This is a genomic window from Streptomyces sp. NBC_00122 (assembly GCF_045160845.1).
GTDB lineage: Bacteria > Actinomycetota > Actinomycetes > Streptomycetales > Streptomycetaceae > Streptomyces.
Window position 1 is genome coordinate 6137212 of record NZ_CP108191.1, and the last position, 17298, is coordinate 6154509.

Below are 17298 nucleotides of genomic sequence, written 5' to 3' on the forward strand. Positions count from 1 at the left end.
CATCCAGGTAATCGTCACATAAATGCCTGACGGGTCGTGACCTGCGGATCCGTCAGTTGCCCGGAGCGCGCTTCGGCGTGTCGCTCAACCGGGCGGCCCAAAGGCGGAAATGCGGAGGTTGCGGCCCGCCCCGAGGGTTCGACGTGGGAGGCGTTCTCGTCGATCATCCGGGGCCGACGCTCCGGGGCGCTTTCCGCTGGAGGTTCCACCATGCGTGCTTTCCGCGCTCTCACCGTGACGGCGGCAGCCTGCGCCGTGATCGGCCTCAGTACCCCGTTCGCCGCCGCGAACTCCCCGATGGGCGGGGGTGGCGGACCGAGCAACATCTCGGTCAACCCGTTTGCCGTGCACCAGGGATCCACGATGCAGGTGAGCGCGGCGGGCTGTGGACACGGCGGTACCGTCTCCTCGCCGGGCAACTTTCCGCCGGCCAACCTGTCCGCGGGGTCCATCGGCTTCGCCACCGTCCGGATCTTCAACCACGCCTCTCCCGGCAACCACACGCTGCAGGTCAAGTGCAACGACAACAGCCTGGTCGCCACCGCCCGCTTCAGGATCCTGGAGGGCAACCCCGCCCAGGGCGGCATCGGCGGCTCCATCGGCCCGTCCACCGCCGAGACCGCCATCGGCGCGGGCCTCGTCGGCGCGGCGGCGCTCGGCGCGGGCGCCCACGTGATGCGCCGCCGCCGCCCGGTCCGCGCCCGGGCCTGACCGGCCGACCTCCCCGGTCAGTTCCCCCGGGGGCGACTTCCGGGTCGGGCCGGACCCGGAAGGCAGCCCCCAACCGCCGGTCGCCCCGGGTCCTGGCCAGGACCCGGGGTCACCGGCGGTTGACTGGAGTCCGGTCGGCACGGGGGGCTCAGTGCCCGCGACCGGTGGCCCGGCGGCGCAGGGCATACGCCGTGCCGCCGGCGGCGGCGAGGAAGAGGCCGGCTCCCACGCCGAGCTCGACGGGGTCCATGCCGGCGACGCTGCCGCCCAGACCGCCGCGGACACCCAGCGTGGAGGAAGTGGCGCCGGTGGCTACGACCGTGGCGACGCCCCTGGCCGCGGCCCGCGTGGAGCTGGTGGTCGGTCTGCTCGTGCCGCCGGCGATCGTCAGGTCGGCCGAACCGGTCTCCCCGTTGCAGGTGAAGGAGACGGAGTACAAGGCCCCGGGCCGGGCGTCGCGGTCCACCGTGACCCGTACGGTCTGGCCGCGGGCGATGCTCACGGTGTCGAAGACCCCGGAGGAGGCGGTGGAGTAGGCGGCGTTGCAGCCGGTGACGGAGAGCACCGTCTGACCGCCGGGGGCGACGGTCGAGGGGGTGAGGGCGAAGCCGAACGAGGTGACCTGCCGGGGCCCGGCCGCGGTCGCGGCGGGCGCGCCGAGGGCACCGAGCGCGAGTACGGCGCCCGTTGCGGCGGCGCTCAGCAGGGCTATGGCGGAGATACGTATCGCACCCATGGTTGATTCTCCGGATCCCCGAGGAGCAGCCGCGGAAGGGTTTCCGCACGTGGGGGGGTCGTGCGCCTCGATGTTCGACACGCTAGGCCGGGGGGCGGGCACCCGCGATCAGGAGCGGGCGAATGGGGCACGGCACTGGGCCGAACCGGGGACGGGAGGCCCGTCCCCGGTTTGCCGGACGCCGGAGTGCGACGGCTTCCGCCGGCCTTCAAGGGCCTTCAAGGGCCTTCAGCGGCCTTCGGCTGCTTTCGGGGCCCTCAGTCCGTGAGGCCCAGATGCGGGAACTGTGAGAGGAACGGTTCGGCGGTGGCCGCGACGCCTCGCCCGAACGGCGCGTCGAAGTCCCAGATGAGGAACAGCAGGAAGGCGATGAGCGCGCTGAACAGGCCTGCCAGCAGCAGTTCCCGGAACGACCGCCGGATCTGCAGGGTGAAGATCAGACCGACCGTCACCAGGGCCCCGGTGATCAGCCCGAACCACACCACCCCCGGCATGGTGGCCCCGGCGCTCTCGCCGCGCGCGCTGCGGGCGTCGTCCGCCACCGCGACCTGGTCGACCAGCGGCTGGTACGCCTGCCCTTCGTGGTCGGTCTTCGGCTCGTAGTCGGTGACGTCCCGGCGGATCCGTTCCAGCAGTTCCCCGCCGCGGTCCGTGAGCTCGCCGTTGTCGGCCATCTCCTGCCACTCCGTGTCCACCACGTACGTCACGTACGCGTCGACGTCGGACCGGATCTTCTTGCGCACCTCGGCCGGGTAGACCTCGGAGCGGACGCTGATCTCGTGCAGGGCCTGCGCCTCCTGGCGCACGTACTCCTGGGCGGCACCGCGGCCCTCCCAGACACCGGCGATCGCCAGGCCCAGCACGATCGCGTAGATCACCCCGATCATCATCGTCATGTACTCGATGACGTCCGGGGTCTCGTTCGGATCGTCGTCCTCGCCGATCCGGCGGTGGTTGAAGAAGGTGATGGACAGCACCACGGCACAGGCCGCGGCCATCGCGATGGTCAGGACGAGCCATTCCGACAAGATGACTCCCAATCGGGTACGGGCGGGACTTCGGCGGCAGGGTCTAGCGCGGGCGCAGCGCGACGATCGCGAGCACCGCGGGCGCCGCGGTCAGCAGGGTGAAGGTCACCGGCGAGACGTGGTGCTCGACCGGCTTGCGGGCAGGGGCGTGGTAGGCGGGACGGGCCACCGGCCTGGGCGCGGGCGGCGGTGTCACCACAGGGGTGGGCGGCGGTGGGGCGGGCGCCTTGACGACCCGGGGTGGCGCGGGCGCCGGTTTCGGCGGGGCCGGTTCGGGAGCGACGGGCTTCGGTACGGGTTTCGGCGCCGGCTTGGGCGGTGGCGGCGGCGTGGGCTTCGGGGGCGGGACGGGTACGGGCGGCGGGGCCGGCGTAGGGGGCGGAGTGGGTTTGGGCGGCGGAGTCGGCTTCGGCGGGGGAGTCGGCTTCGGGGGGCACGGCGGGGGAGGCGGCGGGCAGTGGTGCCCGCCGTGGTGGCCGCCCCCGTGCCCTCCCCCGTGCCCTCCTCCGTGGTCGCCGTCGTGGTCATGGCCGTGGTCGCGGCCGTGATGTCCGCCACCCGGGCCGTCTCCGCGGCCGCCGCCGGAGGCCACTGCGACCACCGTGATGGCGGTCGCGCCGTCGTCGGCGTCGGTCGTCGCGTAAGCGCAGCTATCAGCCACGGCCGGCGTGACGGACAAGGCCGCCCACAGCAGGACCGGGACCGCCAGCAAGCGCCTGGCACAGGCTCTGTTCACCCCGGGAGCATGGGCCCGCGCACACCCGCGCACGCGAGGGTCCGTCACGGTTCGCCTGAACGGGTGGAGTGGTGACCAGTGAGGTTTGAGCCAGCCGTGAGCCGACCGTCGGGCGGGTACGGGCACTCACTGCGCATTTCCCAAAAGGGATTTGTCGGTATCGATCAATCCGCCGGTCGGCGGTGGCGGTCGCCTTTGGTGTGTGACGAAGAACGGATCGCCAATTTCCGCTTTTGCTCGCCTCGTTGGGAAATGATCAGTAGATTCGGCTCGGACAGGAGTCCGACCTCGGACGGACCGCCGCAGGAACAACGCTTGGAGACCCCGATGGAGCGCCCCGCCTGGGCCCCGCCAGGTATCGACATATCGGTGCCGAGCGTGTCCCGCATGTACGACTACTACCTGGGCGGCTCCCACAATTTCGAGGTCGACCGTCAGGCGGCCCGCCGGGCGATGGAATTCATGCCGGGCCTGCCCAAGATCATGCAGGCGAACCGGGCATTCATGCGCCGCGCCGTACGGCACGCCGTCGCCGAGGGCGTCACGCAGTTCCTCGACATCGGCTCCGGCATCCCCACCTTCGGCAATGTCCACGAGATCGCCCAGGCCGCCAGCCCCGAGGCGCGCGTGGTCTACGTCGACCACGACCCGGTGGCCGTGGCCCACAGCCGGGCCGTCCTGGAGGGCGACGACCGCTGCACCGTCGTCGCCGCCGATCTCCGCAAGCCGCGGGACATCCTGGGCGCCCCCGAAGTGGGCCGGCTGCTCGACTTCGACCGCCCGGTCGCGCTCTTGCTCGTCGCGGTCCTGCACTTCCTGGAGGACGCGGACGATCCGTACGGTGCCGTGGCCGAGCTGCGCGACGCCCTGGCCCCGGGCAGCCTGCTGATCCTCACGCACGCCTCGTTCGAGGGAATCCCGCTCACGGAGGAGGTCGCGGGCGGTACCGTCAGCGTCTACCGGGACATCCGCAACCCCCTCGTGATGCGCAGCGGCGAGCAGATCCGACGCTTCTTCGACGGGTTCGAGCTGCTGGAGCCCGGGCTGGTCTCCATGCCGGAGTGGCGGCCGGACCGCCCCGAGAACGCGGAGGACGGCGTGGCGCAGGAGGACCCGTACGCCTACTCGGGCTTCAGCGGAGTGGGACGCAAGGCGTGAGACTCCCGGCACAGACGGCGGGCGCGCCGGACGCCGCCGCGGCGCCCGCCGAGGCTCCCGAGTCCGAGGCGCCGTCCGAGCCCGCGGCGGCTCTCAAGGGCGGCACCGAGGACCGCATCGCCCGCTTCGCGACCATCTGGGGACGGGCGATCTTCCCGGTGACGGCGACCTCGCTGACGCGTCCCGAGTTCGAACGCCACCTCGTACCGCTCACCCGGACCCTCGCCGAGGCCCTGCACGCCCGGCCCTTCGACGCGGCCGTCGCCCAGCGGGTGGGGGCGGAGCTCGTCGCCGTGCACTGCACCGACCCCGAGGCGCTGGCCGGCACGCTCGGGGTGGTCGAGTCGTACCTGGTGCTCTACTGCGGCCCGGGTGGTTCGGGTGTGGAGGAGACCGAGGAGTACCGGGCCCGCTGTGCCCGCCTCCAGCACGGGATCGCGGCGGGGTTCGCGCGCGCCCTGCGCGAGCGCACCCTCAAGGAGCAGGAGGCCATAGCCCGCTCCGCGCTGACCGCCCGCATCGATGCGCAGCAGGCCCTGCACGCGAGCGAGGAACGCTTCCGGGCGGTCTTCGAGGGGGCGGCCGTCGGGATCGGCATCGCCGACCTGGACGGAAACATCCTGGAGGTCAACGACGCGCTGCTGAAGATGTTCGGCGGCCTGGAGGGGCACGTCCGGGGCCGCAAGGTCAGCGAGTGGGGACACCCCGACGACACCCCGCACGTCTGGCGGATGTACGGCGAGCTGGTACGCGGCGAGCGCGAGAACTACCGCGTGGAGAAGCCGTACTACCGGCACGACGGCACCGTGCTGTGGACCAACCTGACGGTGTCCCTGCTCCGCGACGCCGAAGGGGCGCCGCAGTACCAGCTGGCGCTGATGGAGGACACCACCGAGCGCCGGCTGCTGAACCTGCGCCTGCGCTACGAGGCCACGCACGACGCCCTGACCGGCCTGCCCAACCGGACGCTGTTCTTCGAGCGGCTGGAGAAGGCCCTCAGCGGGGCCGGAGGCAGCCACTTCGGCCTGTGCTACCTGGATCTCGACGGGTTCAAGACGGTCAACGACAGTCTCGGCCACTCGGCGGGCGACCGGCTGCTGGTGGAGGTCGCCGACCGGCTGCAGAGCTGCGCGACGGGCCCCGGCGAGGTGGTCGCCCGGCTCGGCGGCGACGAGTTCGTCGCCCTGACCACCGGCTCCGACATCGAGCACAAGGTGACCGACCTCGCGGTCCGCATCCTGTCGGCCCTCTCCACGCCGATCCGGCTGGAGGGCCGCGAGCTGTCGGTCCGGGGCAGCATCGGCATCGTCGAGGGTCCGGCCGGGGAGCGCACCCCCGCGGAGGTGCTGCGCAGCGCCGACATCACGATGTACCGGGCCAAGGCGGCCGGCGGCAACCGTTTCGAGTTCGCCGACGCCGAGGCCGACGCCCGGGCCATCACCCGGCACGGTCTGACCAACGCCCTGCCGGCGGCGCTGGAGCGCGGCGAGTTCTTCATCGAGTACCAGCCGCTGGTCCACATGCACGACGGCAGCGTTCACGGCGCGGAGGCGCTGGTGCGCTGGTCGCACCCGCAGTACGGGGTGCTAGGGCCGGACCGCTTCATCCCGCTCGCCGAACGGACCGGACTGATCGTGCCGCTCGGCCGCTGGGTCCTCGAGGAGGCGGTCCGTCAGGCCCGCAACTGGCAGCGCCAGCACGGCGGCTCGGCCCTGCGGATCAACGTCAACCTCTCTCCGACCCAGCTGCACCATCCGGGCCTGGTCGCCGACACCGTCGCCGTGCTGGAGAAGTCGGGCCTCGCCCCCGGCGCACTGTGCCTGGAGGTCACCGAATCGGCCCTGATAGGCGCCGACGACGAACTCCTGGAACCATTGCGCCGGCTCGCGGCCCTCGGTGTGGACATCGCCCTCGACGACTTCGGCACCGGCTACTCGAACCTGGCCAACCTGCGCCGCCTGCCGGTCAGTGTCCTGAAGCTGGACCGCTCCTTCACCCAGGGGATGCAGCAGATCCCGGCCAACCCCGTCGACGTCAAGATCGTGGAGGGGATCGTCGCGCTGGCCCACAGTCTCGAACTCGCCGTCACCGTCGAAGGCGTGGAGACCGGCGCCCAGGCCGCCCAGCTGCGCGCCCTCGGCTGCGACACCGCCCAGGGCTGGTACTACGCCCGCCCCGGCGCCCCCGACCGCATCCACACCCTCTCCCTCTCGGACGCGGTGCCGACGCTCTGACCCCGCCCGGGGTCAGGCCAGTCCGGCCTCGGTGCCGCGGCCGGGCTCGCGCACCGCTGCCAGGACCCGCTCGTGCCGCCCGACGGTGTCGGCCAGCACGTGGGCGGCCGCCGGGAGCCGCTCGGCCTCGTAGGCGTCGAGCACGCCGTCCGCGGCCGGGTCGGTCAGGGCTGCGGCCAGAGTCCGGCCGAGCGCGGCCGCGTCCTGCACCCCGGTGTTCATGCCGAGGCCGCCGGCTATGGGATGGACGTGCGCCGCGTCCCCGGCGAGGAAGACCCGGCCCTCGCGCATCCGGGCAGCCATGCGGACATTGACCCGCCAGGCCGCGAGCCAGGTGGGATCCGTCAGCCGGATCCCCGGAACCCGGGCGTGCCGGTCGAAGAGACGCTGGAAGCCCTCCAGCGAGGGAGGCAGCGGCTCTCCGTTCTCGCCGAGTTCGGGTGAGGCCTGGAGCTGGAAGACGTCCGTCGCCGGTATCGGGCAGAGCAGCATTCCCCCGCCGTCCGAGGTGAACCACTGGTGCCAGTGGTCCCGGCTCAGCCCCGGCGCCTTCACGTCCCCGATCACCATCGTCTCCGTGGCGTCCGTGCGTCCCTCGAAGGGGATCCCGAGGAGTTTGCGGACGGAGCTGTGGCCGCCGTCGCACCCGGCGGCGTAGCCGGCGCGGACCGAACGGCCGTCCGCCAGCTCCGCGGTGACCCCGGTCGCGTCCTGGGTGACGCCGACGACCTGGGCCTGGTACTCGATCGGGACGCCGAGGCCGGCGAGCAGCTCGCGGAGAGCCTCTTCGACCTGCCACTGGCCGATGAGCAGGCCGTCGCCGGTCGGCGTGTCGTTGATGTGGGCGCCGTCGAAGTACTTGCGCAGGATCACGCCCCGGGTGCCGATGGCCGCCATCCGCTCCGCGGCGCCGAGCCGGGCGAAGACCTCCAGGCTGCTCGGGACGAGGCCCTTGCCCCGGGACTCGCGGTGGGGCCCAGAGCGTCCGTCGAGGACGCGGACGGCGATCCCGCGGAGGGCAAGGTCGCAGGCCAGGGTGAGTCCGGTGGGTCCGGAGCCCACGATCAGAACGTCGGTCATCGGAGGTCCTCTCGTCGTCTCGTTGTCGTTGCCTCAAGGAAAGCGGCTCCCGACACAAAAAGCAACCCAGTCAAAAAAGTAACCGGATATGAAAAATAACTCGGTCACATCCTCGTGTTAGGGTGTGAAGCATGGACAACAACACGACGGGTCTGCGCGAGAACAAGAAGCTCCGTACGCGTCACCGACTGGCGGCCACGGCGCTCGAACTCTTCCTGGAGCGCGGCTTCGACGCCGTCTCGGTGGCAGACGTCGCCGCCGCGGCGGAGGTCTCCAAGCCCACGCTGTTCCGGTACTTCCCGAGCAAGGAGGACCTGGTCCTGGACCGGTTCGCCGACCATCAGGACGAGGTGGCGCGCATCGTGCGCGACCGGCCGGCCGGGCAGGGCCCGGTCGGCGCGGTACACGCGCACTTCCTGGAGGCCCTCGACCGGCGGGACCCGATCACCGGGCTCTGCGACCATCCCGACGTGCTCGCATTCCAGCGCCTGCTCTACTCCACCGCGAGTCTGGAGTCGCGCCTCGCCCTCTACACCACCCGCGAAGTGGAACTGCTCGCCGCGGCCCTCGAAGCCGAGTCGGCCCCACCGCTCACCGCCCGGCTGGCGGCGCTGCACCTGGTGGCCGTGCGCCACGAACTGGGCCGGGAGAACTGGCGTCGCATCGACTCCGGCCGGAGCGCCGGCGAGGCCTATCCGGCGGCTGTGGCCGACGCCGACGCGGCTTTCGGGATGCTGTCCGGCGGCCTCGACCTGGCCCTGCCCGCGGCCACCGCGGGCTGACCGCCCCGGTCAGCCCACCAGGATGCGCTTCAGCTCGCGCGCCGCGCGCGGGGGAGCCACATCGGTGCGGTGGGCCAGGGCGATCGTGCGACGCAGCGGTGAGCCCGCCAAGGCGGTCGCCCGCAGGCCGGGGCCGGCGCGGTCCACCACCATCGCCGGGACCACCGCGATGCCCAGCCCCGCCCGAACGAAGCCCAGGACCGCGTCCATCTCGCCGCCCTCCACGGTGAACACCGGCTCGAAGCCCTCCGCGCGGCAGGCCGTCACGGTCAGCTCCCGCAGGTCGTACCCGTGGCGGAACATCACCATCGGCTCGTCGCGCAGCCCGGAGATGCTCAGCGGGCCGCCCCCGCCGGGCGGCGGCAGCTCGGCGGAGGAGACCACCACCAGGTCCTCCGTCAGCAGCTCCACCGTGGTCAGCGCCGGAGCCGAGGGCGGCAGCGGCAGCGCGATCAGGGCCAGGTCCAGGGCGCCGCGCGCCAGCTCCCGTACGAGGTCGAGCGAACCGCTCTCCTCGATCACCAGCTCGATCCCAGGATGCGCGGTGTGGAAGGCGCGCAGCACGTCCGGCAGTAGGCCCGTGCACACGCTCGGCGTGGCCCCCAGCCGCACCCGTCCCCGCCGCAGCTGCGCCAGCTCCTGCACCTCCAGCCGTGCGGTGTCCGCGTCCGCCAGGATCCGCCGGGCCAGCGGCAGCAGCGTCTCACCCGCCTCGGTCAGCGCGATGTTGCCCCGCGCCCGGCTGAACAGCTCGGCCCCGAGCTCCCGCTCCAGCGCCTTGATCTGCTGCGACAGCGAGGGCTGCGCCACGTGCTCGCGCTCCGCCGCCCGGGTGAAGTGCAGGGTCTCGGCGACGGCCACGAAATACACCAGCTGCTGAAACTGCATAGGCAATGTCTATCAAGATGACCGACATCATGTCTTGGACCTTTCGGGCCCTTCGTCCCTACCGTCGATCCCATGGCTCTGGCAACGCGCACCCGGACAGGCGGCTCCGCCGTCTCGACGGTCTGGGACTCCACCATCGGGAAGAAGACCGTCATGGCGGTCTCCGGACTGATCATGCTCGGCTACCTCGTCGTACACATGCTCGGCAACCTCAAGATCTTCTTCGGTCCGGGCGAGTTCAACGCATACGCCCACTGGCTGAGGCACATGGGCGAGCCCTTCCTGCACAGCCACTGGGGCCTGTGGGCCGCCCGCGTGGTCCTGCTCGCCGCGGTCGTCGCCCACGCCGTGTCCGCGTACCAGCTCAGCCGCCGCGACATCAAGGCCCGCCCGGTGAAGTACGCCCACAAGCGCCGCCGCGCGAGCTACGCCACCCGCACCATGCGCTGGGGCGGGATCATCCTCGGCCTGTTCATCGTCTGGCACGTGCTCGACCTGACCACGCTCACCGTCAACGAGCGCGCCTGGGCCGGACACCCGTACGAGAACGTCCTCGCCACCTTCTCCACCTGGTACGGCAACACGATCTACATCGTGGCGATGGCCGCGCTCGGCCTGCACGTCCGGCACGGCTTCTGGAGCGCCGCGCAGACCCTCGGCGCCGGCAACGCCCGCCGCGACCGGACCCTCAAGTTCCTGGCCAACGCCCTGGCCCTCGTCCTCTTCGCGGGCTTCGTGTCCGTCCCCGTCGCCGTCATGACCGGAGTGGTGAACTGACCATGAGCGACCGCATGAACGAATACGTCGGCTACACCACCGGCGAGCCGCTCGCCGACACCAAGGCACCCGAAGGACCGATCGCGGAGCGCTGGGACCGCCGTCGCTTCGAGGCCAAGCTCGTCAACCCGGCCAACCGCCGCAAGCACACCGTCATCGTCGTCGGCACCGGCCTGGCCGGCGGCGCGGCCGGCGCCACCCTCGCCGAACAGGGCTACCACGTCGTCCAGTTCTGCTTCTCCGACTCCCCGCGCCGCGCGCACTCCATCGCCGCCCAGGGCGGCATCAACGCCGCGAAGAACTACCGCAACGACGGCGACTCGGTGCACCGCCTCTTCTACGACACCGTCAAGGGCGGCGACTTCCGCGCCCGCGAGTCCAACGTCCACCGGCTCGCCCAGATCTCCGTCGAGATCATCGACCAGTGCGTGGCCCAGGGCGTACCCTTCGCCCGCGAGTACGGCGGCCTCCTCGACACCCGCTCCTTCGGCGGAGTCCAGGTCTCCCGCACCTTCTACGCCCGCGGCCAGACGGGCCAGCAACTCCTCCTCGGCGCCTACCAGGCCCTGTCCCGGCAGATCGCCGCCGGCAACGTCGAGATGCACGCCCGCACCGAGATGCTCGACCTGATCACGGTCGACGGCGTGGCCCGCGGCATCGTGGCCCGCGACCTGGTCACCGGCAAGATCTCCACCCACTACGCCGACGCGGTGGTGCTGGCGAGCGGCGGCTACGGCAACGTCTTCTACCTCTCCACCAACGCGATGAACTCCAACGCGACCGCCGTCTGGCGGGCACACCGGCGCGGCGCGTACTTCGCCAACCCCTGCTTCACCCAGATCCACCCCACCTGCATCCCGCGCACCGGCGACCACCAGTCCAAGCTCACCCTGATGAGCGAGTCCCTGCGCAACGACGGCCGCATCTGGGTCCCCAAGGCCAAGGGCGACACCCGCCCCGCCGCCGACATCCCCGAGGCGGAGCGCGACTACTACCTGGAGCGGATCTACCCCTCCTTCGGCAACCTCGTCCCCCGCGACATCGCCTCCCGCGCCGCCAAGAACGTCTGCGACGAGGGCCGCGGCGTCGGCCCCGGCGGCCAGGGCGTCTACCTCGACTTCGCGGACGCCATCCGCCGCATGGGCCGGGACAAGGTCGCGGAGAAGTACGGCAACCTCTTCGAGATGTACGAGCGGATCACCGCGGAGAACCCGTACGAGGTCCCCATGCGGATCTACCCGGCCGTGCACTACACGATGGGCGGCCTGTGGGTCGACTACGACCTGCAGACCACCGTCCCCGGCCTGTTCGCGATCGGCGAGGCCAACTTCTCCGACCACGGCGCCAACCGCCTCGGCGCCTCCGCCCTCATGCAGGGCCTCGGCGACGGCTACTTCGTCCTCCCCTCCACGATCAACGACTACCTCGCCCGCCACCCGCACCACGACGAGATCGACGACAGCCACCCCGAGGCCGCGGCCGCCGTCCGCGAGACCCGTGACTGCCTCGCGAAGCTGCTCGCCGTCGACGGCGACCGCACACCCGACTCCTTCCACCGCGAGATCGGCGAACTCATGTGGGAGTACTGCGGAATGGCCCGCACCGACGCCGGCCTGCGCAAGGCACTCGCCCGGATCCCGGAGATCCGCGAGGAGTTCTGGCGGCGCATCAAGGTCCCGGGCAGCGGCGAAGAGTTCAACCAGTCGCTGGAGAAGGCCAACCGCATCGTCGACTACCTCGAACTCGCCGAGCTGATGTGCCTCGACGCCCTGCACCGCGCCGAGTCCTGCGGCGGCCACTTCCGCGAGGAGTCCCAGACCCCGGAGGGCGAAGCCGCCCGCCGCGACGAGGAGTTCGGCTACGCGGCCGCCTGGGAGTACCAGGGAACCGGCGCGGCCCCCGTCCTCCACAAGGAGGACCTCGTCTTCGAGTACGTCCACCCCACCCAGCGGAGCTACGCATGAAGCTCACCCTGCGCGTCTGGCGCCAGCAGAACGCCGACGCCCCCGGCACCATGGCCTCCTACGAGGTCGACGGCATCTCCAAGGACATGTCCTTCCTGGAGATGCTCGACACCCTCAACGAGGACCTCATCCTGCGCGGCGAGGACCCGGTCGCCTTCGACCACGACTGCCGCGAGGGCATCTGCGGCGCGTGCAGCCTCGTCATCAACGGCGACGCCCACGGCCCGGAACGCACCACCACCTGCCAGCTCCACATGCGGTCCTTCGCCGACGGCGACACCATCGACGTCGAGCCCTGGCGGGCCGCCGCCTTCCCGGTCGTCAAGGACCTCGTCGTCGACCGCGGCGCCTTCGACCGGATCATCCAGGCCGGCGGCTACATCACGGCCCCCACCGGGTCCGCCCCCGAGGCGCACGCCACCGCCGTGCCCAAGGCCGACGCCGACTTCGCCTTCGAGCACGCGGAGTGCATCGGCTGCGGAGCGTGCGTGGCGGCCTGCCCGAACGGCTCCGCCATGCTCTTCACCTCAGCCAAGGTCAACCACCTGGGCGTCCTCCCGCAGGGTTCGCCGGAGCGCGAGTCCCGCGTACTCGACATGGTGGCCCGGATGGACGAGGAGGGCTTCGGCGGCTGCACCCTGACCGGCGAGTGCGCCACCGCCTGCCCCAAGGGCATCCCGCTGCCGTCGATCGCCGCGATGAACAAGGAGTGGCTGCGGGCGGTCCGCAAGGGCTGAGCCGCGCCCCGGCCCCGGCCCTCGGCCCCAGACCCGGGCCCAGGCCCCGCCCCCGGCGGAGCCTGGGCCGATCGGCTGACCCGATGCGCCGACCGGGCGCTCATCCGGGATCCGCACCGTGCCGCGTCCGGGCGGCGCACGGCCCGTGGCGGACAGTGGCCGCATGCCACAAGCCCCCGCCGGGTCCGGACCGCGCCGCCGCACCGTGCTGGCCGCAGCCCTCGCCCCGCTCGCGGTGGCCGGCTGCTCCCCGGACGGCCACCCCCGCGGCCCCGCCCCCGGCGCGCAGCCCGTGCCCAAGGACGCCCTGATCATGGTGATCCGGCACGCGGAGAAGCCGTACGCCGGTGACTGGGGCCGGGACGAGGAGGGCGAGGACGACCCCGGTTCGCTGGCCAGGCGCGGCTGGCGCCGGGCCGCGGAGCTCTCGCGGCTCTTCCCTCCGGCCCGCGGTTCCGCACTGCCCCGCCCCGGCGCCGTCTTCGCGGCCGGCGGCAAGGTCGCGGCCCCCGCCCGGTGCAGGCAGACCGTGGCCGCACTGGCCACCGCACTGCGCACCCCCGTCCGCGCCGACTTCGCCGTCGGTGCCGAACCGGCCCTCGCACACGCCGCGCTGGCCGCCCCGATGCCCGTACTGGTCTGCTGGGAGCACACCGGAATCCCCCGCCTGGTCCGGGCCCTCGGCGCCCACGAGGTCGTCGGCGTCCCCGCGGCCTGGCCGCCCGATCGCTACGACCTCGTCTGGCAGTTCACCCGCGGCCGGGGCCGGTGGAGCTTCCGCGAACTGCCACAGCACCTGCTGCCGGGCGATGCCTGAGCCTCGGAAACCCCGATACGGCTCGTTCCCGGCGGAGTCCACGATCAGCGGATCACCATTGACCCAGACCACCAGCCGGTCCGGGCACTCCCTCGGGGACCTTCCCGAGCGCCCGCATCAGATAGCCCGCCGTACGGCTGCCCGCCGTGCCGGCCACCTCCGCCGGGGTGCCCGCCGCCACGATCCGGCCGCCCTCCGTGCCACCGCCCGGGCCCAGGTCGATGACCCAGTCCGCGCCCGCCACCACCGCCATGTCGTGCTCCACGACCACCACCGAGTGCCCCGCGTCCACCAGCCCGTGCAACTGCCGCAGCAGCACCCGGACATCGGCCGGATGCAGCCCGGTCGTCGGCTCGTCCAGCAGATACAGCGTGTGGTCCCGGCGCAGCCTCTGCAGCTCCGTGGCCAGCTTGATCCGCTGTGCCTCGCCGCCCGACAGCTCGGTGGCCGGCTGCCCCAGCCGCAGGTAGCCCAGCCCGATGTCCTCCAGCGCCCGCAGGCTGCGCGCCGCCGCCGGCACCTCCGCGAAGAATCCGGCCGCCGACTCCACCGTCAGCGCCAGCACCTCCGCGATGTTCAGGCCCGCGTACCGGACCTCCAGGGTCTCGGCGTTGTACCGGGCGCCCGCGCACTGCGGGCACGGGGAGTACGTGCTCGGCAGGAACAGCAGCTCCACCGAGACGAAGCCCTCGCCCTGGCACGTCTCGCACCGGCCGCCCGCCACGTTGAAGGAGAACCGGCCCGCCTTCCAGCCCCGCGCCTTGGCCTCCGGCGCAGCTGTGAAGAGCCTGCGCACCACGTCGAACAGGCCCGTGTACGTCGCCAGGTTGGACCGAGGGGTGCGGCCGATCGGCTTCTGGTCGACCTCCACCAGCCGCCGTACGGGGAAGTCCGCTTCCGCGAGCCGCTCTTCGACCTCCCGGGCCAGCGCCTGCCCCACCAGCGTGGACTTCCCCGACCCCGACACACCGGTCACCGCCGTGAACACGCCCAGCGGGAACTCGGTACTGACATCACGAAGGTTGTGCCGGTCGACGCCACTGAGCCGCACCGTCCCGGTCGCCTCCCGCACCCGGCGCCCGGCGGCCACCGGCTCCCGCCCCGCGAACAGGTGCCGGGCCGTCGCCGACTCCGGTACACCGGCGAGCGACTCCGGCCGCCCGCTGTACAGCACCCGGCCGCCGTGCTCCCCGGCCAGCGGCCCCACGTCCACCAGCCAGTCCGCGTGCCGCGCCACATCCAGATCGTGTTCCACGACGAACACCGTGTTCCCCGCTGTCTTCAGCCGGTCCAGTACGCCGAGCAGCGCCTCGGTGTCGGCCGGATGCAGCCCCGCCGACGGCTCGTCCAGTACGTACACCACGCCGAACAGCCCCGACCGCAGCTGCGTCGCCAGCCGCAGCCGCTGGAGCTCGCCCGTGGACAGGGTGGGCGCGGCGCGGTCCAGGCTCAGATAGCCGAGCCCCAGCTCGACGACGGGCCCGATCCGCGAGCGCAGGTCCTCGGCGAGCACCCGCGCAGCCTCCCCGCCCGCCTCTCCGCCCGCCTCAGCCCCCGCCTCCGCGTCCCTGGACGCGCCGGCCAGCACGCGGTCCAGGTCGGTCAGCGCCAGCGCCGCCAGTTCGGCGATGCCGTACCCCGCGAAGGTCACCGCCAGCGCTTCCGGCCGCAGCCGCCGCCCTTCGCACACCGGGCAGGGGGAGTCGGCGAGGAAGCTCTCCGCGCGGGTCCGCAGGGTGGGGCTCTTGCTGTCGGAGAAGGTCCTCATCACATAGCGGTGGGCGCTCATGTACGTGCCCTGGTACGGCCGTTGGATCCGGTCGGCCTCGCGCACCGCGTGCACGGTCACCACCGGCTGCTCCTCGGTGAACAGGATCCACTCGCGGTCCTTCGCCGGCAGCTCCCGCCAGGGCCGGTCCACGTCATGGCCCAGGGTCTCCAGGATGTCCCGCAGGTTCTTGCCCTGCCAGGCACCGGGCCAGGCGGCGATGGCGCCCTGACGGATGGACAGGCCCGGGTCGGGGACGAGGAGTTCCTCACTGGTGCGGTGGATCCGGCCCAGTCCATGGCACGAAGGGCAGGCCCCGGCAGCGGTGTTGGGGGAGAAGGCGTCGGAGTCGAGCCGCGCGGCTCCCGGCGGGTATGTCCCGGCCCGCGAGTAGAGCATCCGCAGCGAATTGGACAGCAGGGTCACGGTCCCGACCGAGGAGCGCGAGCCCGGCGAGGAACGGCGCTGCTCCAGGGAGACGGCGGGCGGCAGCCCCGTGATCGAGTCCACCTTCGGGGCGCCGATCTGGTGGATGAGCCGACGGGCGTACGGGGCCACGGACTCGAAGTACCGGCGCTGGGCCTCGGCGTAGATCGTGCCGAACGCGAGCGAGCTCTTGCCGGAGCCGGAGACCCCGGTGAACACGGTCAGCGCGTCGCGCGGGATGTCCACGTCGACGCCGCGCAGGTTGTGTTCGCGGGCTCCCCGGACGCGCACGTGGGAATCGCGGCCGTCGGGGGCGCGGGCGGAAGAGCCAGGGTCGGCGGGCTGGTGCATTCGTCCTATTTTAGAGCCTGGGCCGGGGAGTGAGGCCCGTGACCCGGGCCAGCCTGCGATAGGAGTCCACCAGCGCCGCCCGGTCGTACGTGGAGGTGGTGACCAGCAGTTCGTCCGCGCCGGTCAGCTCGGCGACCTCCGACAGCTCCGCCGCGACCTGCTCCTCGGTGCCGTGCACGTGCCCGGCCAGTGCCCCCTCGTACAGCTGCCGCTCCTTCGGGGCCATGACCAGGGCCTCGACCTCCTCGGCCGACCGGAGCGGCGGGAAGCTGCCCCGGGTGCGGGAATGGGCGAGGGACCACGCCTCCGGGATCAGGATCCGGCGGGCGTCCGCGGCGGTGGCGGCCACCGCCACCGTCCCCGAGACCACCACGTACGGCTCCGCACCCCAGGCGGTGGGCCGGAAATCCTTGCGGTACGCCTCGACGACGTCCGCGACCTTGCCGCGGGCCCGCAGGTCTCCCACGACGAGCGGCAGCCCGGCCCGCGCGGCGATCCCGGCGCCTTCGCCGGTGGCCAGCACGTAGGCCGGTATCCGCAGCCCCTCGGCGGGGCGGGCGTGTACCTCGGGATGCGCCTGCTGGCTGCCGTCGAGCCAGCCCAGCAGCTCGGCCAGCTGCTCCTCGAACAGGCCGGCGTCGCCGATGTCCCGGCCCAGGGCCCGCCGGATGCCGTTGGTGAATCCGACCGAGCGGCCGAGCCCCATGTCGATCCGGCCGGGGAACAGTGCCTCCAGGACCCCGAACTGCTCCGCGACCACCAACGACTGGTGGTTGGGCAGCATGACCCCGCCCGTGCCCACCCTGATCCGCCGGGTGGCTCCGGCGACGGCGGCGGCCAGCACGGTCGGCGCGGAGCCCGCGACCCCGGGCACGCTGTGGTGTTCCGATACCCAGAAGCGGTGGTAGCCGAGCTCCTCGGCCGTCCGGGCCAGGTCCAGGGTGTCGCGCAGGGCCTCCGGGGCCGGGTGGCCCTCACGGGTGCGGGACCGGTCGAGTATCGAGAGTTTCCGGATCACACAGGTCTCAACGTCCCGGGGCCGTGAGGATTCCCGCGACTCGGCCTGAGCGGCCTCGGGGAAGTAGGGCACGTCCCCGAGGCCGCT

Annotated in this window: 15 protein-coding genes; 8 read left to right on the forward strand and 7 right to left on the reverse strand. The window is 72.4% G+C overall.

Translation table 11 applies throughout. The features are described from left to right. The first annotated feature begins 210 nt into the window (after positions 1-210). The gene (locus OG737_RS28040; RefSeq protein WP_328928997.1) at positions 211-711 is read left to right on the forward strand and encodes a hypothetical protein; all 501 of its coding nucleotides are present in this window, start codon (positions 211-213) and stop codon (positions 709-711) included. Positions 712-859: 148 nt separating this feature from the next. On the opposite strand, the gene OG737_RS28045 is transcribed toward OG737_RS28040, so the two are convergent. From OG737_RS28045 to OG737_RS28055, 3 genes are all read right to left on the reverse strand, one after another. Next, the gene (locus OG737_RS28045) at positions 860-1447 is read right to left on the reverse strand and encodes a hypothetical protein (RefSeq protein ID WP_405677311.1); all 588 of its coding nucleotides are present in this window, start codon (positions 1445-1447) and stop codon (positions 860-862) included. Between the two features lie 257 nt (positions 1448-1704). Beyond that, positions 1705-2475 (reverse strand): hypothetical protein, encoded by a 771-nt coding sequence (locus OG737_RS28050; RefSeq protein ID WP_328928999.1) that lies wholly within the window; start codon positions 2473-2475, stop codon positions 1705-1707. Between the two features lie 43 nt (positions 2476-2518). Next, positions 2519-2671: a hypothetical protein gene (locus OG737_RS28055; protein WP_328929000.1), complete on the reverse strand. Its 153-nt coding sequence runs from the start codon at positions 2669-2671 to the stop codon at positions 2519-2521. 867 nt (positions 2672-3538) lie between these two features. Here OG737_RS28055 and OG737_RS28060 point away from each other — a divergent pair. Together OG737_RS28060 and OG737_RS28065 are read left to right on the forward strand one after the other, a co-directional pair. Then, positions 3539-4369 (forward strand): SAM-dependent methyltransferase, encoded by an 831-nt coding sequence (locus OG737_RS28060; protein WP_328930497.1) that lies wholly within the window; start codon positions 3539-3541, stop codon positions 4367-4369. Next, positions 4366-6603, forward strand: a complete 2238-nt coding sequence (locus OG737_RS28065) for a putative bifunctional diguanylate cyclase/phosphodiesterase (protein ID WP_405677308.1) — start codon at positions 4366-4368, stop codon at positions 6601-6603. Before OG737_RS28060 ends, OG737_RS28065 begins: the two co-directional genes overlap by 4 nt. Before the next feature lie 12 nt (positions 6604-6615). Here the strand turns inward: OG737_RS28065 and OG737_RS28070 are convergent, their stop codons facing one another. Further along, the gene (locus OG737_RS28070) at positions 6616-7683 is read right to left on the reverse strand and encodes an FAD-dependent monooxygenase (RefSeq protein ID WP_328929001.1); all 1068 of its coding nucleotides are present in this window, start codon (positions 7681-7683) and stop codon (positions 6616-6618) included. A gap of 131 nt (positions 7684-7814) precedes the next feature. Between OG737_RS28070 and OG737_RS28075 the strand changes: the two genes are divergently transcribed. After that, entirely contained in the window at positions 7815-8465 is a 651-nt protein-coding gene (locus OG737_RS28075; protein WP_328929002.1) for a TetR family transcriptional regulator, read from the forward strand. A gap of 9 nt (positions 8466-8474) precedes the next feature. On the opposite strand, the gene OG737_RS28080 is transcribed toward OG737_RS28075, so the two are convergent. Beyond that, entirely contained in the window at positions 8475-9353 is an 879-nt protein-coding gene (locus OG737_RS28080; RefSeq protein WP_405677305.1) for a LysR family transcriptional regulator, read from the reverse strand. Positions 9354-9425: 72 nt separating this feature from the next. On the opposite strand from OG737_RS28080, the gene OG737_RS28085 reads away from it, so the two are divergent. The 4 genes from OG737_RS28085 to OG737_RS28100 all read left to right on the forward strand — a co-directional run bounded on the left by OG737_RS28085 (position 9426) and on the right by OG737_RS28100 (position 13648). Further along, entirely contained in the window at positions 9426-10130 is a 705-nt protein-coding gene (locus OG737_RS28085) for a succinate dehydrogenase (RefSeq protein ID WP_405677303.1), read from the forward strand. Between the two features lie 14 nt (positions 10131-10144). Continuing rightward, complete coding sequence (locus OG737_RS28090) at positions 10145-12094, forward strand: fumarate reductase/succinate dehydrogenase flavoprotein subunit (RefSeq protein WP_328930499.1); 1950 nt, start codon at positions 10145-10147, stop codon at positions 12092-12094. Then, positions 12091-12831: a succinate dehydrogenase/fumarate reductase iron-sulfur subunit gene (locus OG737_RS28095; protein WP_328929005.1), complete on the forward strand. Its 741-nt coding sequence runs from the start codon at positions 12091-12093 to the stop codon at positions 12829-12831. The genes OG737_RS28090 and OG737_RS28095 overlap by 4 nt, the downstream gene beginning before the upstream one ends. Positions 12832-12994: 163 nt before the next feature. Further along, the gene (locus OG737_RS28100; protein ID WP_405922119.1) at positions 12995-13648 is read left to right on the forward strand and encodes a hypothetical protein; all 654 of its coding nucleotides are present in this window, start codon (positions 12995-12997) and stop codon (positions 13646-13648) included. Positions 13649-13700: 52 nt separating this feature from the next. Here the strand turns inward: OG737_RS28100 and OG737_RS28105 are convergent, their stop codons facing one another. Beyond that, positions 13701-16193 carry an ABC transporter gene (locus OG737_RS28105; RefSeq protein ID WP_405922120.1) on the reverse strand — a complete coding sequence of 831 codons (2493 nt, stop codon included), beginning with the start codon at positions 16191-16193 and terminating at the stop codon, positions 13701-13703. 10 nt (positions 16194-16203) lie between these two features. Continuing rightward, entirely contained in the window at positions 16204-17211 is a 1008-nt protein-coding gene (locus tag OG737_RS28110; protein WP_328929008.1) for an LLM class flavin-dependent oxidoreductase, read from the reverse strand. Between the last annotated feature and the right edge of the window lie 87 nt (positions 17212-17298).